Below are 21,912 nucleotides of genomic sequence, written 5' to 3' on the forward strand. Positions count from 1 at the left end.
TGCACCTCGCCACTGACAACGGGTGGTGACAACGGGCCATGGCGGTGACCGTGATCTGCGGACCGGGCCCCGGACCTGCGAGAATTGGCGTATGGCGACAGCGGGGACGGACAAGGAGTGGGCACGGTACTGGCAGTACGCGGAGCTGCCCGAACTGGATCTGCTGCGTGCCCGCTACGTCCGCCACACCTTCCGGCGCCACAGCCACGAGGGCTATGTCTTCGGCACGATCACGCGCGGAGTCGAGGATGTCGGTCTGCCCGGCGGCACCGTACACGCGGGCCCCGGCGCCGTGGTCATGATCAATCCCGAGGTGCCGCACACCGCCCGGGCCGGTGTACCCGAGGGCTGGGTGTACGCGACGCTCTACCCCTCCTCGCAGGTGATCAACGACATCGCGGCCGATATGACGAACCTGCGGGGCACGGTCGGCTTCGACCGGACCAGCGTGATGGACCCGCACGCGGCCCGGCTGATCACCGAGGTCCACCGGGCCGCCGAGGAGGGCAACGCCCTCGCGGCCGACAGCGTGCTCCGCGTACTGGTCGCCCGGCTCCTCGGCCGGCACGGCGGGGTGCTGCCCACCCTCGCACCGCACTCGGCGGGCAGCCGCGACGCCGTTCGGGCCCGGGCGGCGCTCCAGGAGCGGATGGCCGACCCGCCGACGCTTGAGGTGCTCGCCACCGAGCTCGGGACCAGCCCGTTCGCGCTGCTCCGCGCGTTCAAGAAGCAGTACGGGATGCCCCCGCACACCTGGCTCACCGACGCCCGGGTGAGGCGCGCACGCCACATGCTGGACGGGGGCACCACGCCTGCCGAGGCCGCTGCCGCCGTCGGCTTCACCGATCAGCCCCACCTCAACCGTCACTTCAGCCGGATCGTGGGGGTGCCGCCGGGGGCGTACCAGCGCGAGCGCGCAAGAACGTACAAGACCGGCACGGACACCTCCACGTAGCGTTCCGGGCGTGGCAGAACAGATAGCACCCCCAGGAACCGCCGACGCGGACGGCGGCACGGCCGACGGCGCGGACGCACGAGTGACCGGGTCGCCCGGTACGGAGACGCCGGGCAGCGCGATACCGGACGCCGGTTCGTCCGATGTGTCGAAGCGCGATGCGGAGGTCGTACGGGACGCGCTGGGCGTCGGTATCGCCGTCGGACTCTCCGGATTCGCCTTCGGGGTCACCTCGGCCGGTTCCGGACTGACCCTGCTCCAGACCTGCGCCCTCAGCCTTCTCGTCTTCACCGGCGCCTCCCAGTTCGCTCTGGTGGGCGCGCTCGCAGCGGGAGGGAACCCGTACACCGCGGCGGCCGGAGCCTTCTTCCTCGGCGTACGGAACGCGTTCTACGGTCTGCGGCTGTCGCAACTGCTCGCGCTGCCCCGCGCCGTACGTCCGTTCGCCGCGCAGTGGGTCATCGACGAGACGACCGCCGTCACACTGCCCCAGCCCACCAGGCGGGCGGCCCGGATCGGCTTCACGGTCACCGGCCTCACCCTCTACGTCCTGTGGAACCTGACCACCCTGGTGGGAGCCCTCGGTGCCGAGGCGCTCGGTGACACCGACGCGTGGGGACTGGACGCGGCGAGCCCCGCGGTGTTCCTGGCGCTGCTCGCACCGATGCTGAAGAGCACCACGGAGCGTGTCACGGCCGCTCTCGCGGTCCTGCTCGCCCTGGGACTGCTGCCGGTGCTGCCGGCCGGTCTCCCGGTGCTGCTCTCCGCGCTCGCCGCACCCGTCGTGCTCTTCCTGATGGGGCGCGGCAAGAACGGAAAGACCATGGTCACGAAGGACGGGGAGCACCGCTGATGGACGTCTGGATCGCCATCGGGCTCACCGCCGTCGGCTGCTATCTCGCCAAGCTCCTCGGGCTGCTCGTCCCCGCCGGGGCGCTGGAGCGTCCCCTTGTACAGCGTCTGGCCGCGCTCCTGCCCGTAGCGCTGCTCGCCGCCCTTAACGCGCAGCAGACGTTCGGCGACGGGCAGCAGCTCGTCCTGGACGCCAGGGGAGCGGGACTGGCGGCAGCGGCCATCGCCTTGGTCCTGCGTGCACCCTTCCTTGTCGTCGTCGGGGCCGCCGTCGTGGTGACGGCCGGGGTACGCGCCCTGGGGTAGGTGTCCGCCGCGACGGTAAGGGGCTCGGTCCTATGGACCGAGCCCCTTACCGTTCGGCTCCGTACCTCCGCTCAGTGCGTGAGCGGAGCCGCCGACGGAGTCTCCGGCACACCCAGCCGTACCGCGTCCTTCTCTGGGCGCAGGAAGCAGACAGCGCATACGCCGGCCACCGCGACGAGTCCCGCCATCAGCAGGTACGCCGAGTGGTACCCGGCCGGGACCGAGGCGGCGGAATCCACCATCCGCCCGGTGACCAGCGGGGACAGAATGCCCGCCAGGGCGTAGACGAAGGCCAGTGCGCCGAGCACCACCCCACGCTGCGCGGAGGGAGTGATCCGGGCGACGGCGGTCTGCGACACCGTGAGGATCACATTCGTCAGTGCCATGGGACCGACCATCAACGCGATCTTCACCCCCACCGAGTCCACCTCGGCGAACGCCGCGATCGCCACAGCGGCCACGCACATCACCAGACCGCCACCGAGCCCGGAGGCCAGTCGGCCGGAGCTCCCCTTGAGGGATGCCCGGCGTGCCAGCAGCCCGTGTCCGAGAAGCACCACGGCGTTGCCGACAGCGGTCGCCGTCACCACCGCACCGGACTGCCGCAGACTCAGGCCGGAGACCTCGTGCAGGTAGTCCGGTGCCCACGTCAGACCGGCCGACAGCAGCCAGTACGCGGCGAACGCGCCGAACGCGGCCGTCAGCCAGGTGCCGGACAGCAGCAGCCTGCGGTACGGAACCGAGGGCGCGTTCCCGGCGGTGGCCGCGGCCCGGCCGAGCGGCGGGGCGAGCGGTCCCTCCTCGCCGCGCAGTTGCCAGCAGACCGCCCAGACGAGGCCCACCAGGCCCACGACTCCGAAGGCCCAGCGCCAGCCCCACACATCGATCACCACGGTGAGCAGGGGAGCGGACAGGGCCACCCCGCCGGCCGCACCGACCATCAGCACGGCGGTCGGCAGGGTCCGGTCCTTCTGTCCGAACCAGCCGTGCAGATGGTGCACGGCGACCGGGGCGGCCGGCCCCTCGGCCGCGCCGAGCAGCACCCGGGTCGCCACGAGGGTCCCGAATCCGGCGGCGCCGAGCAGCATCGGCAGCTGGGCCACGGACCACAGCAGTGCCATGCCGAGCAGGAGGACGGTGGTGCGGATCCGGCGGGTCAGGAACGACACCCCGAGAGCGGCCAGGCTGAACAGTGCGAAGAACGACGACTGTGCCGTGCCGAACTCCCCCCGGGTCAGTCCCAGCTCGTCGCGGATCGGGCCGGCGGCCAGCCCCATGACGGTCTTGTCGGCGAAGTTGACCAGCATGAACGTGAGCAGCAGCCACGTTGTGCCCCAGGCCCCGCGTCGCATACGGTCCGCTGCGGCGCCCGCTCCGGCGCCCGCCCCGGCATCCGGTTCGGTGACTCCGGGGCCCTGTGCCGCACGTGTCGGCCCCGCCTTCGGAGAGGTACTCATCCGTCCTCCCCCGGAGCCCCGCCGCAGCCGCAGGAGTCGTCCTCCGCGATGCCGACGCTGATCATTCCGGCGGCGCGCCTGCGACCCGCGGGAGAGCGGGTCAGCTCGGTCTCGAGGTCCGTTCCCTCGGCCACCGCGGCCGATTCGGCCGAGGCCCAGTTGAACACTCCCCGGGCCATCGTCGACGTCTCGGCCGCCGCACGCTCCGCGTAGACCCGTGCCCGTATCCGTGCCACCGCCACATCGGAGGGGGCCGCCAGAGCGGCTGTCTCCGCGAGGTGGGAGGCGAGCCGCAGCTCCCCCTCCTCCAGCAGCTTCGCCGCACGGTCGGCCAGTACCGCCGCGCCACCCGCCGCCCGTGCGAACTCCGTGGCGACCGCCGCGTCCGGGGCGGGCTTCAGGTGGGCCGGATTCTGGTCGTACCAGCCACCCCAGAGGCGCCACAGATTGCGTACGACGAATTCGGGCTCGTCGTAGGCGGGATGCAGATAGGGCTTCTCCAGCAGCTCCTGCGGTACCTGGACCCCGTGCAGCACGGCATCGAGGCGGTGACCCGCGTTCATCAGCGCCCGTGTCTGCTCGCACAGCGACTCCAGGAGCCGCGCCGTGTCGTCGAGTGCCTGATGGACCCGGTCCTTGCCGACGATCGGCACACCGTGCCCCGGGAGCAGCATTTCGGCGCCGAGTTCCTGCATGGAGCGCAGGGCGCGCGCCCAGTCCTCCGGGTAGCGCTGCACCTTCTGGGGGTTGCCGGCGTTGGGGGTGTTCCAGATGAAGAGATCACCCGTGCACAGCGTCTTGAGTTCGGGCACCCACACATAGGTGCTGTCGTCCGTCTCACCCTTGGCATGAACCAGCTCGAAGGTGAGGTCGCCGCGCTCGACAGTCATCCTGTCCCGGTAGGTCGTGTCGGGATAGCGATACGTGGAAGGCCAGTTCAGGGAGGGCACGCCGAACTGCCGCCGGTTGATCCAGGTGTTGTAGCCCGCCGTGCTGACGTAGCGGTCGAATCGTGCCGTCACCGCCTCGTGGGCGATCACCTCGGGGCGTTCACGCCCCTCGGCCGCGGCCTGGGCGTCGAACGGGGCCACTCCGAAGACGTGGTCCACGTGGCCGTGCGTGTAGACGACCGTACTGACGGGCTGCTCGCTGAAGGCCCGCACCGCCCGGTGCAGAGGCCGCGCCGTACGGATGTCCCCGGAGTCCACGAGCACCAGGCCGTCACCGGTGTCGAACACCGCGACGTTGGCGAATGCGGGCAGGAAACCCACCCTCTCGCGCACGGTCACCAGCTCGGCGTTCAAGTAGGCACCCGAGAGGTGGGCGAGCAAGGAGTCCTCACCCCGCCACACCCGGTCGGCATAGGTGAGATAGTCCGTCGGATTGTGCTCCGTCATACCTGCGGCTCCTTCGGCTGTACGGCTATGGCCAGGAACCCGAGTGTCAGCCCCGGAAGTGACCTCCGACACCCGCTCACGTCACACCGTCGGCGGGTGCGTACTGTGATCCGTCACAAGAGCCGCCGGGGGCACAGGGAGCCGACATGCCGCTGTCCGACGAAGCCCGGGCCCTCGCTCTGCGGTGCGAGCCCAGGGTCAACGAACTGGCCCGCCGCATGGCCCGCGAATCCTTCGAGGAGCTTCCCGGCTATGCGGGGCTCCCGAGCGAGATGAAGGACCTGGAGGTCGCCGCTACGGCCCGGTACGGAGTCCGGCTCTTCCTGCGCCGGGCCACTGATCCGTATCCCGGCCCCGGCGGGCTGCGGCTGTTCCGTGAGCGGGCCGCACAGAGGGCCGAGGAGGGCTTTCCGCTGCACCTCCTGCTGCGTTCGCACGCACTCGGGGCGTACGTGCTGTGGCAGGCGCTGCGGGACGCCGCGGAGCCCGGCGAGGAGGGCGCGCTCGTCGAACTCGTCGACCTGCTCCTGCGCTCGCACCACAAACTGATGGGCACCGTCGCGGAGACGTACCTGGACGAGCGGTCGGCCCTGGACGCGGAGCAGCGTGAACAACGCCGTTCCCTGGTACGCGGGTTTCTCGACGGCGCCCTGGAGCCCCGTCAGGACCTCCTGGAGGAGCTCGGCCTCTCCGGACCCGCCCTGGTGCTCGCCGTGGCCCTGGAGCCCTCGTCCGGTGCCGATTCCGGGAGCGGGGACTCGGTGACCGTGCGGCGGCGGATGCGACGCGTCCAGACCGCTCTCGACCAGACCTTCGGAACGGAACTGCTGGTGCTCTTCGACGCGGGGGCCGGGCGGGCCGTCGTACCTCGGGGGAGCGAACCGCCCCTCGACCTGGCGCAGCGGCTCACCAGGGCCTGCGGGGCTGAGGTCCGGATCGCGACGGTCCCGGCCGACACCCCGGACGCCGTCCCCGAGGCGTCCCGGACGGCCGTGGAGGTGCTGCGGGTGGCGCGCGCGTGCGGGCTGTCTCCCGGGCTGCACTCCCTGGACGACGTTCTCCTCGAGTACCACCTCTCGCGCCCGGGGCCGAGCAGCCTGCGCATCGCCGCGCTGCTCGCCCCGGTCGCCGCGCGTCCCGAGCTGCTGAGGACTCTGCGTACGCACCTGGCGCAGCAGCAGGACCGCCGCCGCACCGCGACCGTGCTCGGACTGCACCCGAACACGGTCGACAACCGGCTGACCCGGTTCACCGACCTGACCGGTCTCGATCTGGCGTCGCCCCGGGGTACGGCGCTGGCCATCGCCGCGCTCCTGCTCCACGACACGGCGGCGGACAGTGCGGACATGGCACAGGGGGCGGGCGCCCCCGGGCGGATCAGCTGAGGCCGCGGCCGTACGCCCGCAGTGTCTGGAGCGCCCTGAGCGTTACGAGCGGGCGGCCCTCCAGGGCCGTTCCCGGCGCCCACTGCCGCCAGGTGACCGGCCAGCCGCCGTCCTCCTGCTGCCCGGCCGCCAAGTGGTCGAGCGAGCGGTCCAGCTCCTCGTCGGTGAACCAGCGGCGCGCGAGCGATCCTGGTGTACGGGCGAAGTCGTACGGGAAGTGGTGTTCGCCCGGTGCGTATCCGGGTGCCACCGGGTACTCCGTACGCCGGTCCGGGTCCAGGACCGCCAGTCGCCGGCCGCGTACCAGCCGTCCCAGACGGCCGGCGGCGGCTTCGGCGCGTGCCCGGTCCGGGACATCGTCCAGGAAGGCGACAGCCGCCTGGATCTCGTACGGATGGGACTGCTCCAGCGCGTCGACGGCATCCCAGCAGAAATCGGTGGCCCGGAAGAGCCACGCGTGCCACACCTGGTTGCGGTGGAGCAGCCCGACGACGGGGCCGGTGGCGAGCAGCTCGGCGGGAGGGTCGTCGACGACCGGGATGAACGGTGCGGCCGGGTAGCCGCGCTGCGAGGGGTGGATCGCGGGCAGCGCACCCTCCTTGGTCGACACATCGCTCAGATAGCGGCAGATGCGCTCCACACGCATGCCGGTGCACCGGCCGATCGAGTCGAGCACGCTGAGGGCGTGGGCGGTGTGCAGCGGCTGGCTCACGGGGCCGCGAAGGTCGGGTTCCAGCGCGTGGCCGTAGCCGCCGTCCTCGTTCAGATAGGCGGCGAGCGCGGTCTCGACCGCGTCCGTGCTTCCACCCAGGAACTCCTGGGCGAACCGCCGCTGTTCGAGGACGCGGGCCGTGAGCCAGATGAACTGCTCGGCGCGGGCGAGTGGATGTGCTCCGGTTCCAGCCATGGACCGACCGTAGAGCGGAAAGCGCTGTCGGCAAGGCCGGGCGGCCGGGCTGCACTCTCAGGAGCGGGATAATGGATGCATGCGGTTGACGATTTTCTGGGAGCGGATGGCGGACCACTTCGGTGAGGCGTACGCGGACTCCTTCGCGCGCGATCACGTGATGTCCGAACTCGGAGGCCGTACGGTGCACCAGGCGCTGGCTGCCGGATGGGACGCGAAGGATGTGTGGCGCGGGGTCTGCACAGCGGTCGGCGTTCCCGCCGAAAAGCGCTGACGGCTTTCCCCGGGCGCGTACGGACAGGCTTGGCACGAACGTCGGCTTCATCCCCCGTCGTCCCCCGGACGAGCGGTGGGAGCGGGCGTTGTTGACGGCGCAGGGCCGTTTCCTTCGTCGGCGTCCGGGGCGGGCGGCCGTAGTCCACGGTTATGGGCGAGACTTGTCGCGTGGCACCGACAGACGAGACCGCCCAGACCCAGCCGCCCGTTCCACCGCCCGTCCCGCCGGCCGCGCCACCCGCGCCGCCTGCCGGCCCGGCCCGTATGCCCGGCTGGCTGCCGCGGGCGATGGTACTCGCGCTCGCGCTCTACGCCTGTTTCCAGCTCGGCAGCTGGGCCTTCGACCAGCTCATCGGTCTGCTGATCAACGTACTCATCGCCTTCTTCCTCGCCTTGGCGATCGAGCCTGCCGTGAGCCGGATGGCATCGCGCGGGATGCGCCGCGGCCTTGCCACGTTCCTGATCTCCTTCGCCGTCCTGATCGCCGGAGTCGGCTTCGTAGTGCTGCTCGGCTCGATGCTCGCGGGCCAGATCCTCGACATGGTCGAGGACCTCCCGCAGTACCTCGATTCGGTGATCAACTGGGTGAACGAGACCTTCCGCACCGATCTGTCCAGGGTCGACGTCCAGGACAGCCTGCTCCACTCCGACTGGCTGCAGAAGTACGTCCAGAACAGCGCGACGGGCGTCCTCGACGTCTCGACGACGGTGCTCGGCGGACTGTTCCGACTGTTGACGATCTTCCTGTTCGCCTTCTACTTCGCGGCCGACGGCCCCCGGCTGCGCCGCGCGCTGTGCTCCGTACTGCCGCCGGCGCATCAGGCCGAGGTGCTGCGTGCCTGGGAGATCGCCGTCGACAAGACCGGCGGCTACCTCTACTCGCGCGGACTGATGGCGCTGATCTCCGGCGCCGCGCACTACATCCTGCTGGTGATCCTCGGGGTGCCCTATGCCCCGGCGCTCGCGGTCTGGGTCGGCCTGGTCTCCCAGTTCATCCCCACCATCGGTACGTATCTGGCGGGCGCCCTGCCGATGCTGATCGCCTTCACGGTCAACCCCTGGTACGCGCTGTGGGTGCTCGGCTTCGTGGTGGTCTACCAGCAGTTCGAGAACTATGTGCTGCAGCCCAAACTCACCTCCAAGACGGTCGACATCCATCCGGCGGTCGCGTTCGGCTCGGTCGTCGCCGGTGCGGCGCTGATGGGTGCCGTGGGAGCGCTGATCGCCATCCCGGCGATCGCGACGCTGCAGGCGTTCCTCGGCGCGTACGTGAAGCGGTACGCGGTGACGGACGACCCGAGGGTGCACGGCGGCCGGCGCGGGCGCCGCGGCGGGTTGGTCTCGGTCCGGATGCGCCGACTGCTGCGGCCACGCCGTGCCGGGGTCGGGCGGCCGGGCGACGGCCCGGACAACGGCCCGGACGCACGCGGCTGACGCGTGGCCGCCGGGTCAGCGATACCCGGTGACGTCCGCGGGGAGGCCGGGGTCCTGGACCTCGGTGAGATACCTCCAGGCATCGGGTTGGCTGCCGTCGATGTCGGTGAAGCCGTAGACCTGTGCCAACTGGCCGCTGGACAGCGATTCCCCGTTCCAGCGAGCCACATCGGGGTCCTGGGCCAGTGCGGCGACCGCCCGGCCGACGAAGGCCGGAGTCTCGGAAATGGCGAAGTGGGGCGAGTGCGCGATCGCGTCACGCCAGTTGGCCTCGGTGACTCCGTGCGCCTGGAGCATGGCCTCGGACCTGAGCCAGCCCGGGGTGAGCGATACGGCGGTCGCGTGGTGGGGTTCCAGCTCGTGGGCGAGCGCGAACGCCATCCGGTTCACGGCGGCCTTCGCCAGGTCGTAGAAGAACGAGACCCGGTAGTTGTGCGCGTTGTACCCGGTGGTGCCGTCGGTCACCTCGACGACCAGTCCGCCGGGCCTCTCGATGAGCAGCGGGATCGCGTAGTGGCTGGTGATCGCGTGGGTGTCGACAGCGAGCCGCAGGGTGTGCAGCCCGGTGTCCAGGGACGATTCCCACACGGACTTGTTCCACTCGATCCGAGCACCCCAGATGTCGTTCACAAGCACGTGGAGCGCGCCCTGCTCGCTTCGGATCCGCGCAACCAGCCCGCTGACCTGGGAGGGGACGAGGTGGTCCACCTGTACGGCGATTCCGTGACCGCCCGCTCGGTCCACGAGAGCGGCGGTCTCCTCGATCGTCTCCGGCCGGTTCATCTCGGAACGCTCGGACCCGCTGGTGCGTCCCGTCACATACACGGTCGCTCCGGCGGCACCGAGCTGAACCGCGATGCCTCGTCCCGCACCGCGCGTGGCTCCCGCGACCAGAGCGACTTTTCCTGACAGAGATGTCCTCGGAGATGTCCCCATACGCCCGGAATCTAGCATGATGCCGAACACTCTTCATTGACTTGCTCGCCCTACGCTGTTATAAGCCGCTACTCTCGGCTGGATGGTTCGGCGTGGTGCGCTTGACACCGAAATCGAACATCCATTCTCATGAGATTCCGGCCGGGTTTTCCCGGGCCCGACCGTGGAGTTGTCCACAGGCCGGGAGGACGTCGAGGCCCATTGTCAGTGGCAGGGGTTAGCGTCTTTGACGTGAAGCGATCGACTCAAGCAAATCGGGTGGAACCCATGGCAGGAAACGACCGCGAGAAGGCGTTGGACGCCGCACTCGCACAGATTGAACGGCAATTCGGCAAGGGCGCGGTGATGCGCCTCGGTGAGCGGCCGAACGAGCCGATCGAGGTGATCCCCACCGGGTCGACCGCCCTCGACGTCGCGCTCGGCGTCGGCGGTCTGCCGCGCGGCCGTGTGGTGGAGGTGTACGGACCGGAGTCCTCCGGTAAGACGACGCTGACGCTGCACGCCGTGGCGAACGCGCAGAAGCTCGGCGGCACGGTGGCCTTCATCGACGCCGAGCACGCTCTCGACCCCGAGTACGCGAAGAAGCTCGGTGTCGACATCGACAACCTCATCCTGTCCCAGCCGGACAACGGTGAGCAGGCGCTGGAAATCGTGGACATGCTGATCCGCTCCGGTGCGCTCGACCTGATCGTCATCGACTCCGTCGCGGCCCTGGTGCCGCGTGCCGAGATCGAGGGCGAGATGGGTGACTCGCACGTGGGTCTGCAGGCCCGCCTGATGAGCCAGGCGCTCCGCAAGATCACCAGCGCGCTCAACCAGTCCAAGACCACCGCGATCTTCATCAACCAGCTTCGCGAGAAGATCGGTGTGATGTTCGGCTCCCCCGAGACCACGACCGGTGGCCGGGCGCTGAAGTTCTACGCCTCGGTGCGTCTCGACATCCGACGGATCGAGACGCTCAAGGACGGCACCGACGCCGTGGGCAACCGCACCCGGGTCAAGGTCGTCAAGAACAAGGTCGCGCCGCCGTTCAAGCAGGCCGAGTTCGACATCCTCTACGGCCACGGCATCAGCCGCGAGGGCGGTCTGATCGACATGGGCGTCGATCACGGCTTCGTGCGCAAGGCCGGTGCCTGGTACACGTACGAGGGCGACCAGCTCGGCCAGGGCAAGGAGAACGCCCGTAACTTCCTCAAGGACAATCCCGATCTCGCGAATGAGATCGAGAAGAAGATCCTGACGAAGCTGGGTATCGGCGTGCGGCCCGAGATCTCGGCGGCCGAGCCTGCTGCCGATGCGGCGGCCACTGCCGACGGCGAGGCCGACGCTTCGGCGAAGTCCGTGCCCGCGCCGGTCACCAAGGCCAAGGCCACCAAGGCTGCGGCGGCCAAGAGCTAGGCCGTGACGCGTCGTACGGAGTGGCTGAGCGGCGGCGACGCCGACCCCGGCGCGGGCCCTGAATCCGCTGCGCGGGCCGGTTCCCGTCGGGGGAGGGGTTCGGGCGGGGGATTCGGTGAAGGTTCGTGGTCGGGCGGGGGCGCCGGCCGTGGTTCCCGCGCAGGCTCCAGAAGCGGTGGTTCCCCTGCCTCGTCGAGGGCCGAGAAGGGGGAACCGCAGGACCCGGTCGAGCAGGCGCGCAATATCTGTCTGCGCCTGCTCACCGGGACCCCACGCACGCGGAAGCAGCTCGCGGACGCCCTGCGAAAGCGGGAGATCCCCGACGAGGCGGCGGAGGAAGTGCTGTCGCGGTTCGAGGACGTGGGGCTGATCAACGACGGGGCGTTCGCCGAGGCGTGGGTGGAGTCACGGCATCACAGCCGGGGGCTGGCTCGCCGGGCCCTCGTCCGTGAACTGCGCACCAAGGGCGTGGATTCCGCACTGATCGACGAGGCGGTCGAGCAGCTCGCCCCGGAGCAGGAGGAGGAGACGGCCCGCGACCTGGTGGCCCGCAAACTCCGCTCCACCCGCGGCCTGGACCGCGACAAGCGCCTGCGCCGCCTCGCTGGGATGCTCGCGCGCAAGGGGTACGGGGAGGGGATGGCCCTGCGTGTGGTGAGGCAGGCGCTGGCGGAAGAGGGCGAAGACACGGAGGGCCTGGACGAGCCCTTCTGAGCGCGCGGCGGTCGGTGCGGGCGAGCGGGCGGTGCGGGCGGCGGCGAGCGGGTGAGGGGAACCAGGGCGTGGGGAACCAGGGCTAGGGGGTCAGTGGCCCGCGCGTGCGGCCCGTCGGATGGTCGCGTCGAGCAGGCCCAGGGCGTCCGCGGCGGTGCGGTCGGGGTGGCGGTTCCATGGGCCGATCAGGTCCGTCCAGCCCTGCGAGCGGAGCTCGGTGATCAGCCAGGCGCCGGCCCGGTCCACCGTGTCCAGAGAGCCGTACCCGAGACGGTGAGCGCTGAGGAGGGCGCCGCAGATGCAGCGGGCGCCACGGGCGTTGCGCAGACGGTACGGAGTGTTCTGCCAGCCCCACTCGACCAGGATCTGCCGGGCGTAACCGAGGTGCGTGGAGGGGCGCACGTCGGGCTGGCCGATACGCCGCCAGCTGTGCAGACGGTCGGGCAGGACCGCGCCAAGTCGCCCGGGAAGCGGCCGCTCACGGGGCGGTGACGTGGGCAGAGCCCGCAGGGACTCGTCGATGAGCTGCTCGACGGGTACGGACAGCAGGTCCCGCCAGTCGGCCGGCTCGGAATCCGGCCGCGGCTCCGCCCCTGGCCGCAGCTCCGGCTCCGCCCCCGCTCCCGGGGCACGTACAGGTTCGGGGGCGGTGTGCTCCCAGCCCGTGATGATTTCCTGCCACACCGCTGTGTCGTGGAGGTGCGAGACCTGGGCATCGAGCTGATCAGGCGTGAGGTGAGCGGTTTTCATCGGTGCGACATCTCCGTACATTTCGGTCCTCGGTATTGAGGCGAATGTGCGGGGCCCGGAGCGATTGCTCCACCGGGGTGTGGCGTTCGGGTGTGTCGGCACGGATTCCGGGCCGGGCGGGCGAGCGGGCGGCAGGGGGCAGGGCTGAACGCCGGGCGGAAGGCAGGGGGAGGGGCTAACCCCCGTACGAAGACGCCGGAATGCTCCAGTGCACAGGTATCTGTGCACAGAGCAGTGTGTGAGGCATGGCAGAGAAGCCCGGCGGTACCGAGATCACAGAGCTGGCAGCCCTCAGGGTGCTCGCCCAGCCGCGACGCCAGCAGATCCTTCAGTACCTCACCCTGAGCGGACCGGCCACGTCCGCGATCCTCGCCCGCGCTCTCGGGCTGAACACCGGAGCCACCAGCTACCACCTCCGCGAACTGGCCAGGTACGGCTTCGTGGAGGACGCGACGCCGGAGGAGGCCGAGGCCCGTGCCGCGGGCCGCGAGGACTCCGGTGCAGGTAGCCAGGGCCCGGGCAGTAGGAGGCGCCGGTGGTGGAAGGCCGTGCCAGGTGACCGGCGCTTCCCGCCCCGGTCCCGTCAGACACCCGAGACGCGGCTCGTCATGGACGAGCTCAACCGCCACGCCTACGCCGCGGACCTTGCCCTCTTCGAGCGGCTCCAGCGTGACAGCGCAGTCGACCAGGATGACGAGTGGGCCGACGCCTTCCCCTATTCGCGCGGCTCCATCCGGCTCACCCTCCCCGAACTCCGCGCGTTCTTCGAGGAGTTCATCGAGCTGATGAACCGGTACAAGCGCCCGGACGACGCAACGCCTCCCGGTGCACGCACGGTCCACACGCGCCTGCTCGCCTTCCCGGCCGCCGAGCCCCATCCAGCGCCGCCCGCCACCGCCACCGAGCCCGCGAGCCCCGCGGGCAACCGCACAGAGACGGACGCATCATGATGCTGCGCTACGCCCTTCACACCGTCCGGGACCGGAAGGGCGGGTTCTTGGGTGCGTTTCTGGCCCTCATGTGTGCCGCCGCCCTCATCACCGCCTGCGGCACACTCCTGGAGACCGGCCTGCGTGGGAAGATCGCCACCGAGCGCTACGCCGCCACACCCCTCATCGTCTCCGCCGACCAGAACGTCCACCGGACCACCGTCAAGCACAAGGGCAACGGCAAGACGAAGGTCAAGCACAAGGCGAAGCCCGTCGCCGAGCGGGCCTGGCTGCCCGCCGCCACCGCCGACCGGGTCCGCGCCGTCGAAGGCGTCAGCAAGGTCCTCACCGAACTCACCTTCCTCGCAGAGCCCTTGGTCCCCAATGGAGCCGGCGGCCCCTCAGCCCGGCCCTCGTACGGTCACGCCTGGACCTCCGCGCCGCTCACCCCCTTCGCTCTCACCGCAGGCAGCGCCCCTGCCTCGGCCGACGAGGTGGTGATCGACCGGGAGCTCGCCCGACGCGCCGGTCTGGAGCCCGGAGACCGGCTCACCGTGCAGTCCACCGGCAACCCGAGCCCCTACCGCATCAGTGGCATCGCGGCCCCCGCCGCTCCCGCTGCCCACGACGGTCTCCGCCGGCAGACTTCCCTCTTCTTCTCCACCGCCGAGGCCGAGCGCCTCGCGGCCCACCCCGGCCAGGTCACCGCCCTCGGCGTGATCCCCGCGCCCGGAGCGGACCTCGCGGACCTGGAGCGGCAGGTGAAGCAGGCTCTCGAGGGCACCACCGCACAGGTCTCCACCGGCGACGCCCGCGGGCCTGTCGAGTTCCTGGACGCCGCCGGTGCTCGTATCAAACTCGTCTCCATGGGCGGGGCGATGGGCGGCACCTCGCTCCTCGTCGCGGTCCTCGTCGTCGTCGGCACCTTCGCGCTCTCCATCCAGCAACGGCACCGCGAACTGGCCCTGCTGCGAGCCATCGCCGCCACCTCCCGTCAGGTCCGCCGCCTGCTCTGCCGGGAAGCCCTGCTGGTCGGAGCAGCCGCGGGCATCCTGGGATCGCTCGCCGGACTGCCCCTCGCCAGGTGGCTGCACAGTCGATTCATCGACATCGGTGCCGTACCCGCCACCCTGGAGCGGACCTCCGGCATCTTGCCGATGCTCGCCGCCTTCGCCGTCACTCTCGTCGGCGCCTGGGCCGCTGCCCGTATCTCCGGCAGCCGCATCTCCCGTATCAAGCCCGCCGAGGCGATGGCCGAGGCCGCCGCCGAGCGTCAGCGCCCGGCGTGGGGACGACTCGTCGCCGGTCTGGTCCTGCTCGCGGGTGGCATCGTCCTCGTCTCCGTACTCGCCGTTCTGCGTACGGAGGCGGCCTCGACGCCCGTCACCTTCCTGGCCGTCGTGGTGCTGGCCACTGCGGTGTCTCTGCTGGGGCCCGTCCTCGTCAAGGGGGCGCTGGTGGTGCTCGCCGTGCCCCTGCGCCTCTCAGGTCCGGGTGGTTCCCTCGCGGCCTCCAACGTCCGTGGAAACGCCACCCGGATGGCCGCGGTCGTCACCCCGCTCACTCTGCTCATCGGCATGACCTGCACTGTTCTCTTCGTCCAGCCGACCCTCTCCGACGCCGCGCGGGCACAGGCGCGTGAGGGCACCCAAGCCACCTCGGTGCTGGTCGCCGACGGTCCCGGCGTCCCGCCCGCCGCCGCCGAGGCGGTGCGCGAGATGGAGGGGGTCGTCGCCGCCACCGAGGTCGTACGGACCACCGTGCGGGTCGGGCTCGAAAAGTACGCGGCCCAGGGCGTCACCGGGGCAGGACTCGCGCGGACCTGGGACCCCGACGTCACCAGCGGCTCGCTGGCCGACTTCGCGGCCGGCTCCCGTACCGCGGCGATCAGCGAACTCGCCGCCGACCGGCTGGACCTGCGCCCCGGAGACCGGCTGGAACTTCACCTCGGCGACGGCACCCCGGCCAGCCTCACCGTCGCCGCCGTGTACGCCCGGGGGCTGGGCTTCGGCGATCTGACGCTCCCTCATGATCTGGTGGCCCGGCACGTGGACAACCCCTTGGCCGCCACCGTCCTGGTCGCCGGGGACCGCGACCGTGCCGACATCGCCGGACGGCTGAAGGACTTCCCCGGGGTCGCCGTGCTCGCCCCCGCCGATGTCGACCGGCTCCAGGCCGACCGGCAGCAACAGAACGCCGAGGTCAACTACCTGGCCATGGGGCTCGTGCTGGCCTTCACCGCCATCGCCGTCGTCAACACCCTCGCCATGTCCGTGTCCGAACGAATCCGGGAGTTGGCCATGCTCCGGCTCGCCGGTGCGACCCGCCGCCAGGTGCTGCGGATGCTCCGGATCGAGGCGCTGACGGTCCTGCTGATCGCCGCCGTCCTGGGAAGCGGCATCTCCCTGGCCGTACTGACCGCCTTCAGTATCGGAATGACCGGAAGTGCCGCACCCGCCGTAGTGCCGACGGCGTACGCGGCGGTGCTGGGCGCCGCCGCGCTGCTCGCCCTGGTGGCCACCGCACTCCCGGGCCGGCTGGCGCTCAGACCCCGCCCGGTGGAGGTGGCCACAGCGAGGCAGTGACCACCCACGATGGGCGGCAGGGGCTTTCGGTCACACCTCGACCGGAAGCCCCTCCGCGCGCCATGCCTGGAATCCGCCGATCAGGTCGGTCGCGCGGTGCAGCCCCAACTGGCGCAGGGATGCGACCGCGAGACTCGACGCGTACCCCTCGTTGCAGAGCACCACCACCCGGAGATCGTGGCTCACCGCCTCGGCGGCGCGATGGCTTCCCCACGGATCGAGCCGCCACTCCAGCTCGTTGCGCTCGACGACCAGCGCACCCGGAATCAGACCGTCCCGTTCCCGCAGCGCCGCATAGCGGATGTCCACCAGCAGCGCGCCGTCCGCTGCCGCGGCGGCGGCCTGCCGCGGACCGATCCGGTCGATGCCTGCCCGGACCCGCTCCAAGAACTCGTCGATGCCCACCGGTTGCGTACCCGCGCCCAAGGCTGTGTCCCTGTGGTCGTTGCTCACTGCCAGTCCTCCGGACGTTCGACCTGCTCCAGGCGCAGCACCGCGCCCGTACGGCTGTACCGGCGGATGCGGGGCAGCGGCGGGTAGTACGCGTGCACCGACACGGCGTGCTCGTTATCGGACTCGTTCAGCACCTCGTGCACATGGTGCCTGCCGAAGACCCTGCCCTGACCGGCGGTCAACTGCCGTGAACGGTCGACCCCTTCGCTGAGTTCCAGGGTCTTCCAGCCGTCGGTGGGCAGGCGGGCGGCCAGTGAGAATTCCTTGAGGGTGCCCGCGGCCGTGGTGAAGGCGCCGATCGAGTCGGCGTGGTCGTGCCAGCCGGTGCCCGTGCCGGGCGGCCAGCCGATCAGCCACGCTTCACTGCCGCCGGGCCCGTCGAGCCGGATCCAGGTGCGGCCCTCGGGGTCCAGAGGGAGGGAGGCGACGAGCGCAGTGTCGGCCGCGGTGCGGCGGACGAAGGCGAGCAGTTCCGCGGCGTCCGGGCCTGCCGAGGAGGCAGGTGACGCGGAGGCGGATGTGCGTACGGGAACAGAAGACGAAGGGTGAAGAGCAGACACAGGAGCCGTCCTGAGAGTTCGCGCGGGAGCCACCGCCGTACGAGGACAGCACGGCATGGCAGTGAGAGGCGATTCAGCAGGACGGTCGACACACGCAGCCCGCATAGCGGACGAGGTCCATATGGACCCTCCGCCACAGGCGCACATCGGTGTCGGTCATGATCTGGAGTACACCATGTGCGCCTGTGAGGGTCAATTGATGTTCGCGGTGCGCCCGGAGCGCAGAGGCGTACGCTGCGATTCCTCGCGCGCCGCGCCCGTACCACCCCCGCGCGCCGCGCCCGTACCACCCCCGTGAGCCGCGCCCGCACCACCCTCGCGAGCCGGGGCCGTGTCGCCTCCGCGCGCCGCGTCGGCGGCGGCGAAGAGCTCCGCCGGCCGTACCCCGCCGAAGGCCGCCACCAGGTGCCCGTCCGGCCGCACCAGCAGCACGGTGTGCGCCGACGCACCCGGATAGCTCTCCGCCACCAGAAGCTCACCCTTCACCGGCAGCGCGGCCACCGCCTCGATGAGCCGCGGCATGACGCCCGCGGTGAGCCAGTGCCGCCGGTCCCACACCCCGGTTCCCGGTGCGACCAGGAGCACCAGCAGATGCCCCTGCCCCAGCCGGTCGCGCAAGCGGACGCTCGTGCCGTCGGGTGCGGTCACCCGTACATCGGCGACCGGCGCACCAGGGGGCGTACCCACGGCGGCGTGCGCCTCGGCGCGCGGAGGTGAAAGGGGCGAATGCGTGTACGAAGGGGGCGCACCCAGCGGCCCGCACCCCAGATGACCATCGGTGAGCAACGTGTCGTGCCCCCGTGCGCTGCCCGGAACCAGCGTCCGCAGGCCGCCGCTCCCGCGCAGTATCGGCAGCGACTGGTCGGCGGCGCGGAGCCGTGAGGCGACCGCGGCCCTGCGCTCCGCCTGGTAACTGTCGAGCAGCAGCTCGGAGGCGCCGTGGTGCCAGCTCTGCGCCAGCTTCCAGGCCAGGTTCTCGGCGTCCCGCACCCCTTCGTCCAGGCCCTGGGTGCCGAGCGCGCCAAGGAGGTGGGCGGCGTCACCGGCCAGGAACGCCCGCTTCGACCGCCAGCGCCGGGCCAGCCTGTGGTGCAGCGTGTACACCCCGGTGTCGAGCAGTTCGTAGGCCGGAGTCTCCCCGCACCAGCCCTCCAGGGTGTCCCTGATCCGGGTGATCAGCGCGTCGGGGGTGACGAGCTCACCGCGCGGCGGAAGCAGCCAGTCAAGCCGCCAGACACCGTCGGGCAGGGGCCGCGCGGTCACCTCGGGGCCGCCACTGCGCCACGGCGGCGCACGGTGCAGTACGGCTTCGCCAGGCCAGGGCAGTTCGGCACGCAGCGCGGCGACCGCGTGGCGTTCCACCGCCGTGCGCCCCGGAAACCTGATGTCCAGAAGCTTGCGTACGGTGGACCGGGCGCCGTCGCAGCCGACCAGATAGCTCCCCCGCCACCAGGTGGAATCGGGCTCCCTGGTGTGCACGGTGACCCCGTCGGGGTCCTGTTCCAGGGTGTCGATGCGGCTGAGCGGTGCCATCCGCACCAGGCTCTGCGCGGCGACCGCGGCCCGCAGACCACGGGTCAGGGCGTGCTGCGGCAGATGGACCGGAGCCGGCAGGGGATCGGTTACCGACCCGGCCCCCGACGCATCGCCGAGCGGCAGCGCGCGTACCAGTTGCTTGCGCCGCATCGACCGCCACCCGGACCACTGAAGGCCCTCGTCGCGCAGGGTCGTGCAGCCGAGCCGCTCCACGAGAGCGGCGGTGTCCTCGCGCAGGACGACGGTCCGTGCGAGCCGCTGTTCGTCCTTGCCTGGGCCTTCGTCGAGGAGAACGGAGGGGACGCCCTGCGCGGCGAGGGCGAGCGACAGCACCAGGCCGACGGGCCCGGCGCCGACGACGATCACCGGGTCCACGGCGCACACCATCCGGCCCGTACGGTCGTAGGGGAAGTGGCGACGGAGGCTCGGGGCGCGATCACAGAACGTATGCAACCTACTGCCGGTGCTTGCGTCAAGTGACAGAGAGACGTGGCGGGGGGCGCGGCAGATGCGCCCGCGCCCCCCGTGGGTCGATTATCGACAGCCCGTCAGTTGCCCGATCCGTCAGCGGTCTTGAGCGGGGGAGCGTCGATGATCTCGATGCCGCCACCGGGGCCGGCGCCGACCACCGCGCCCGTGCTCTTCTTGGCCCGCCGCAGCTTGCGCTCGAGCCAGCTCGCGAACGAGGTCAGAGCGAAGTTCACCGCGATGAAGATCAGCGCGATGATGGTGAAGCACGCGATGGTGTTCGCACCGTAGTTCGCGCTCATCGGACGGACCGACGCGAGCAGCTCGGGGAAGGTGAGGATCGCACCGCCGAGAGCGGTGTCCTTCACGATGACCACGATCTGGCTGACGATCGCGGGCAGCATGGCGGTGACCGACTGCGGCAGCAGCACGTACCGCATGGTCTGGCCCTTGCGCATACCGATCGCCTTCGCGGCGTCGGTCTGCCCCTGCGGGAGGGACAGGATGCCGGCCCGCACGATCTCGGCGAGGACCGAGGCGTTGTACAGCACCAGACCGGTGACGACGGCGTACAGCGGACGCACGTCGCTCGCGATGTCGGTGAACTCCGAGTACGCGGCGTTCGCCGTGATCATCAGGATCAGCACCGGGATCGCGCGGAAGAACTCCACGACGATGCCGGACGGCATCCGTACCGACCGGTGGTCGGAGAGCCGGCCGATACCGAAGAGCGCCCCGAGGGGCAGGGCTATCAGCAGGGCGAAGAACGCGGCCTTCAGCGTGTTCTGGAGCCCCGGCCAGAGGTAGGTCTCCCACGGCTGGGAGCTTGTGAAGAATGGCTCCCACTTGACCCAGTCGAGCTGATGCTTCTCGTCGAGTGCGGTGTAGACCCACCAGAGCACGGCGGCGAGAGCCGCTACGAAGATGACCGTGTACAGGATATTGCGCCGCTTGGCGCGGGGCCCCTGTGCGTCGAAGAGGACGGACGTCGTCATCGTTTCACCGCCACCTTCTTGCTCACCCAGCCGAGCAGGAGCCCGGTCGGGAGGGTGAGGCAGATGAATCCGAACGCGAAGATGGCCGAGATCAGAATCAGTTGAGCCTCTGCTTCGATCATGTCCTTCATCAGGTACGCCGCTTCGACCACGCCGATCGCCGCAGCGACGGTGGTGTTCTTGGTCAGCGCGATCAGCACGTTGGCCAGCGGGTTCACGACCGCGCGGAAGGCCTGCGGGAGGACGATCAGCCGCAGGACCTGGGTGAAGCTCAGCCCGAGCGCCCGTGCCGCCTCGGCCTGGCCCGCCGGCACCGTGTTGATGCCCGAGCGCAGCGCCTCGCAGACGAAGGCGGCCGTGTAGAGGGCGAGCGCGAGTACCGCGAGCCGGAAGTTGATGACCTCGAAGTCGTCGCCGCCCCCGAGGGTGACCTGCAAGGTCTGGAAGAGGCCCAGTGACGCGAAGACGATGATCACGGTCAATGGGATGTTGCGGACAATATTCACATAAGCGGTACCGAACCCGCGCATCAGGGGGACCGGGCCGACCCGCATACCGGCCAGCAGCGTTCCCCATATGAGGGAACCGAGGGCGGAGTAGACGGTGAGTTTCACCGTCACCCAGAAGGCCCCCAGTAGGTCGTAACCTTCAAGAAAGTCGAACACGATCTCCCGTGCTTCCAGGTGTGGGGAGGGCTCGGTGCGCCGCCTGGACGGCGGCGCACCTCATCGGCCCAGCTGCTGGACCGCGAACGGCCTTACTTGACGACGTTGCCGATCTTCGGCGCCGGCTCGTTCTTGTAGTTGGCCGGGCCGAAGTTGTCCGCGACAGCCTTGTCCCACGCACCGTCGGAGACCATCTTGGTCAGCGCGGCGTCGATCTTCTTCTTGAGGTCGGCGTCGCCCTTCTTCAGGCCGATGCCGTAGTTCTCGTTGGTCATCTGGAAGCCGGCCAGCTTGAACTTGCCCTTGTGGGCCTCCTGCGCCGCGTATCCGGCGAGGATCGAGTCGTCCGTGGTCAGCGCGTCGATGGCCTTGTTCTCCAGGCCGGTGAGGCACTCGGAGTAGCCGCCGTAGTTCTGCAGCTGCGCCTTGGGGGCCAGCTTCTCCTTGACGTTCTTCGCGGAGGTCGAACCGGTGACGGAGCAGAGCTTCTTGCTGTTGAGGTCCTCGGTCGACTTGATCGAGTCGTCGTCGGCCCGGATGAGGACGTCCTGGTGCGCCAGGAGGTACGGGCCCGCGAAGTCGACCTTCTGCAGACGCTCGTCGTTGATGGAGTACGTCGCGGCGATGAACTTCACGTCGCCGCGCTCGATGGCGGTCTCGCGGTCGGCGCTCTTCGTCTCGACGAAGTTGATGTTCTCGGCGTCGTAGCCGAGCTCCTTGGCGACGTACGTGGCGACGTCGACGTCGAAACCGGCGAACTTGCCGTCGGGCGTCTTCAGACCGAGACCGGGCTGGTCGATCTTGATGCCGATGGTGATCTTCTCGCCGCCGCCGGAGCCCGCCTTGCCGTCCTTCTCTTCGGAACCACAGGCGGTGGCGGTGAGGGCGAGCGCGAGCACGGCGGCCGAGGCGGCGGTGACCTTACGAAGCTGCATGGTGAAATTCCCTAGAGTT

At 70.4% G+C, this 21,912-nt stretch carries 22 protein-coding genes; 10 read left to right on the forward strand and 12 right to left on the reverse strand.

The genetic code is table 11. From position 1 onward, the window contains the following. The first annotated feature begins 91 nt into the window (after positions 1-91). The 3 genes from ACWGO0_RS30320 to ACWGO0_RS30330 are packed head-to-tail and all read left to right on the forward strand — an operon-like array spanning position 92 to position 2,113. On the forward strand, positions 92-955 hold the full coding sequence (locus ACWGO0_RS30320) for a helix-turn-helix domain-containing protein (protein WP_453542075.1): 864 nt from the start codon (positions 92-94) through the stop codon (positions 953-955). A 10-nt stretch (positions 956-965) separates the two neighbouring features. After that, positions 966-1,808, forward strand: a complete 843-nt coding sequence (locus tag ACWGO0_RS30325; RefSeq protein ID WP_453542078.1) for an AzlC family ABC transporter permease — start codon at positions 966-968, stop codon at positions 1,806-1,808. Beyond that, positions 1,808-2,113 (forward strand): AzlD domain-containing protein, encoded by a 306-nt coding sequence (locus tag ACWGO0_RS30330; protein ID WP_453542081.1) that lies wholly within the window; start codon positions 1,808-1,810, stop codon positions 2,111-2,113. Before ACWGO0_RS30325 ends, ACWGO0_RS30330 begins: the two co-directional genes overlap by 1 nt. Before the next feature lie 71 nt (positions 2,114-2,184). Here ACWGO0_RS30330 and ACWGO0_RS30335 read toward each other — a convergent pair whose 3' ends face one another. Further along, positions 2,185-3,570: an MFS transporter gene (locus tag ACWGO0_RS30335; RefSeq protein WP_453542084.1), complete on the reverse strand. Its 1,386-nt coding sequence runs from the start codon at positions 3,568-3,570 to the stop codon at positions 2,185-2,187. Beyond that, positions 3,567-4,967: an alkyl sulfatase dimerization domain-containing protein gene (locus ACWGO0_RS30340; protein WP_453542087.1), complete on the reverse strand. Its 1,401-nt coding sequence runs from the start codon at positions 4,965-4,967 to the stop codon at positions 3,567-3,569. The genes ACWGO0_RS30335 and ACWGO0_RS30340 overlap by 4 nt, the downstream gene beginning before the upstream one ends. 146 nt (positions 4,968-5,113) lie before the next feature. Between ACWGO0_RS30340 and ACWGO0_RS30345 the strand changes: the two genes are divergently transcribed. Then, positions 5,114-6,352, forward strand: a complete 1,239-nt coding sequence (locus tag ACWGO0_RS30345) for a PucR family transcriptional regulator (RefSeq protein ID WP_453542090.1) — start codon at positions 5,114-5,116, stop codon at positions 6,350-6,352. Here the strand turns inward: ACWGO0_RS30345 and ACWGO0_RS30350 are convergent. After that, positions 6,345-7,259, reverse strand: a complete 915-nt coding sequence (locus ACWGO0_RS30350) for a hypothetical protein (protein ID WP_453542093.1) — start codon at positions 7,257-7,259, stop codon at positions 6,345-6,347. The genes ACWGO0_RS30345 and ACWGO0_RS30350 overlap by 8 nt on opposite strands. 79 nt (positions 7,260-7,338) lie before the next feature. On the opposite strand from ACWGO0_RS30350, the gene ACWGO0_RS30355 reads away from it, so the two are divergent. Beyond that, positions 7,339-7,533 carry a DUF3046 domain-containing protein gene (locus ACWGO0_RS30355; RefSeq protein WP_453542095.1) on the forward strand — a complete coding sequence of 65 codons (195 nt, stop codon included), beginning with the start codon at positions 7,339-7,341 and terminating at the stop codon, positions 7,531-7,533. A gap of 266 nt (positions 7,534-7,799) precedes the next feature. After that, on the forward strand, positions 7,800-8,969 hold the full coding sequence (locus ACWGO0_RS30360; protein WP_453542150.1) for an AI-2E family transporter: 1,170 nt from the start codon (positions 7,800-7,802) through the stop codon (positions 8,967-8,969). Between the two features lie 15 nt (positions 8,970-8,984). Here the strand turns inward: ACWGO0_RS30360 and ACWGO0_RS30365 are convergent, their stop codons facing one another. Next, a complete protein-coding gene (locus tag ACWGO0_RS30365) occupies positions 8,985-9,905 on the reverse strand; it encodes an SDR family oxidoreductase (protein ID WP_453542097.1) in 921 nt (306 codons plus the stop codon). A gap of 267 nt (positions 9,906-10,172) precedes the next feature. Between ACWGO0_RS30365 and recA the strand changes: the two genes are divergently transcribed. Both recA and recX read left to right on the forward strand, forming a co-directional pair. After that, positions 10,173-11,303 carry a recombinase RecA gene (gene recA, locus ACWGO0_RS30370; RefSeq protein WP_453542099.1) on the forward strand — a complete coding sequence of 377 codons (1,131 nt, stop codon included), beginning with the start codon at positions 10,173-10,175 and terminating at the stop codon, positions 11,301-11,303. Positions 11,304-11,306: 3 nt separating this feature from the next. Continuing rightward, positions 11,307-12,017, forward strand: a complete 711-nt coding sequence (gene recX / locus ACWGO0_RS30375) for a recombination regulator RecX (protein WP_453542102.1) — start codon at positions 11,307-11,309, stop codon at positions 12,015-12,017. Positions 12,018-12,107: 90 nt separating this feature from the next. Here the strand turns inward: recX and ACWGO0_RS30380 are convergent, their stop codons facing one another. Continuing rightward, positions 12,108-12,767 carry a DUF6197 family protein gene (locus ACWGO0_RS30380; protein WP_453542105.1) on the reverse strand — a complete coding sequence of 220 codons (660 nt, stop codon included), beginning with the start codon at positions 12,765-12,767 and terminating at the stop codon, positions 12,108-12,110. A 245-nt stretch (positions 12,768-13,012) separates the two neighbouring features. Here ACWGO0_RS30380 and ACWGO0_RS30385 point away from each other — a divergent pair, with 245 nt between their 5' ends. Further along, complete coding sequence (locus ACWGO0_RS30385) at positions 13,013-13,717, forward strand: ArsR/SmtB family transcription factor (RefSeq protein ID WP_453542108.1); 705 nt, start codon at positions 13,013-13,015, stop codon at positions 13,715-13,717. Next, positions 13,714-16,281, forward strand: a complete 2,568-nt coding sequence (locus ACWGO0_RS30390; RefSeq protein ID WP_453542111.1) for an FtsX-like permease family protein — start codon at positions 13,714-13,716, stop codon at positions 16,279-16,281. The genes ACWGO0_RS30385 and ACWGO0_RS30390 overlap by 4 nt, the downstream gene beginning before the upstream one ends. A gap of 30 nt (positions 16,282-16,311) precedes the next feature. Here the strand turns inward: ACWGO0_RS30390 and ACWGO0_RS30395 are convergent, their stop codons facing one another. The 7 genes from ACWGO0_RS30395 to ACWGO0_RS30425 all read right to left on the reverse strand — a co-directional run bounded on the left by ACWGO0_RS30395 (position 16,312) and on the right by ACWGO0_RS30425 (position 21,893). Then, positions 16,312-16,734 (reverse strand): rhodanese-like domain-containing protein, encoded by a 423-nt coding sequence (locus tag ACWGO0_RS30395; RefSeq protein WP_453542114.1) that lies wholly within the window; start codon positions 16,732-16,734, stop codon positions 16,312-16,314. Further along, complete coding sequence (locus ACWGO0_RS30400; protein WP_453542117.1) at positions 16,731-17,351, reverse strand: cysteine dioxygenase; 621 nt, start codon at positions 17,349-17,351, stop codon at positions 16,731-16,733. The genes ACWGO0_RS30395 and ACWGO0_RS30400 overlap by 4 nt, the downstream gene beginning before the upstream one ends. 16 nt (positions 17,352-17,367) lie before the next feature. Next, positions 17,368-17,454, reverse strand: coding sequence for a putative leader peptide (locus ACWGO0_RS30405; protein WP_311605579.1), 87 nt, complete (start codon positions 17,452-17,454; stop codon positions 17,368-17,370). A 32-nt stretch (positions 17,455-17,486) separates the two neighbouring features. Continuing rightward, positions 17,487-19,205, reverse strand: a complete 1,719-nt coding sequence (locus ACWGO0_RS30410) for an FAD-dependent monooxygenase (RefSeq protein WP_453542120.1) — start codon at positions 19,203-19,205, stop codon at positions 17,487-17,489. Positions 19,206-19,378: 173 nt separating this feature from the next. After that, on the reverse strand, positions 19,379-20,293 hold the full coding sequence (locus ACWGO0_RS30415) for an amino acid ABC transporter permease (protein ID WP_453542123.1): 915 nt from the start codon (positions 20,291-20,293) through the stop codon (positions 19,379-19,381). Continuing rightward, positions 20,290-20,958, reverse strand: a complete 669-nt coding sequence (locus ACWGO0_RS30420) for an amino acid ABC transporter permease (RefSeq protein ID WP_453542126.1) — start codon at positions 20,956-20,958, stop codon at positions 20,290-20,292. The genes ACWGO0_RS30415 and ACWGO0_RS30420 overlap by 4 nt, the downstream gene beginning before the upstream one ends. A 92-nt stretch (positions 20,959-21,050) precedes the next feature. After that, positions 21,051-21,893 (reverse strand): glutamate ABC transporter substrate-binding protein, encoded by an 843-nt coding sequence (locus ACWGO0_RS30425; RefSeq protein WP_453542129.1) that lies wholly within the window; start codon positions 21,891-21,893, stop codon positions 21,051-21,053. Between the last annotated feature and the right edge of the window lie 19 nt (positions 21,894-21,912).

Source organism: Streptomyces sp. NPDC055749 (assembly GCF_053617235.1).

Bases quoted from the DNA above. Each gene is read 5' to 3' on its own strand.
- ACWGO0_RS30320 (WP_453542075.1), top strand. From the start codon at position 92: ATGGCGACAGCGGGGACGGACAAGGAGTGGGCACGGTACTGGCAGTAC.
- ACWGO0_RS30330 (WP_453542081.1), top strand. From the start codon at position 1,808: ATGGACGTCTGGATCGCCATCGGGCTCACCGCCGTCGGCTGCTATCTC.
- ACWGO0_RS30335 (WP_453542084.1), bottom strand. From the start codon at position 3,570: ATGAGTACCTCTCCGAAGGCGGGGCCGACACGTGCGGCACAGGGCCCC.
- ACWGO0_RS30340 (WP_453542087.1), bottom strand. From the start codon at position 4,967: ATGACGGAGCACAATCCGACGGACTATCTCACCTATGCCGACCGGGTG.
- ACWGO0_RS30345 (WP_453542090.1), top strand. From the start codon at position 5,114: ATGCCGCTGTCCGACGAAGCCCGGGCCCTCGCTCTGCGGTGCGAGCCC.
- ACWGO0_RS30350 (WP_453542093.1), bottom strand. From the start codon at position 7,259: ATGGCTGGAACCGGAGCACATCCACTCGCCCGCGCCGAGCAGTTCATC.
- ACWGO0_RS30355 (WP_453542095.1), top strand. From the start codon at position 7,339: ATGCGGTTGACGATTTTCTGGGAGCGGATGGCGGACCACTTCGGTGAG.
- ACWGO0_RS30360 (WP_453542150.1), top strand. From the start codon at position 7,800: ATGCCCGGCTGGCTGCCGCGGGCGATGGTACTCGCGCTCGCGCTCTAC.
- ACWGO0_RS30365 (WP_453542097.1), bottom strand. From the start codon at position 9,905: ATGGGGACATCTCCGAGGACATCTCTGTCAGGAAAAGTCGCTCTGGTC.
- recA (WP_453542099.1), top strand. From the start codon at position 10,173: ATGGCAGGAAACGACCGCGAGAAGGCGTTGGACGCCGCACTCGCACAG.
- ACWGO0_RS30380 (WP_453542105.1), bottom strand. From the start codon at position 12,767: ATGAAAACCGCTCACCTCACGCCTGATCAGCTCGATGCCCAGGTCTCG.
- ACWGO0_RS30385 (WP_453542108.1), top strand. From the start codon at position 13,013: ATGGCAGAGAAGCCCGGCGGTACCGAGATCACAGAGCTGGCAGCCCTC.
- ACWGO0_RS30390 (WP_453542111.1), top strand. From the start codon at position 13,714: ATGATGCTGCGCTACGCCCTTCACACCGTCCGGGACCGGAAGGGCGGG.
- ACWGO0_RS30400 (WP_453542117.1), bottom strand. From the start codon at position 17,351: ATGCCGTGCTGTCCTCGTACGGCGGTGGCTCCCGCGCGAACTCTCAGG.
- ACWGO0_RS30405 (WP_311605579.1), bottom strand. From the start codon at position 17,454: ATGACCGACACCGATGTGCGCCTGTGGCGGAGGGTCCATATGGACCTC.
- ACWGO0_RS30415 (WP_453542123.1), bottom strand. From the start codon at position 20,293: ATGACGACGTCCGTCCTCTTCGACGCACAGGGGCCCCGCGCCAAGCGG.
- ACWGO0_RS30425 (WP_453542129.1), bottom strand. From the start codon at position 21,893: ATGCAGCTTCGTAAGGTCACCGCCGCCTCGGCCGCCGTGCTCGCGCTC.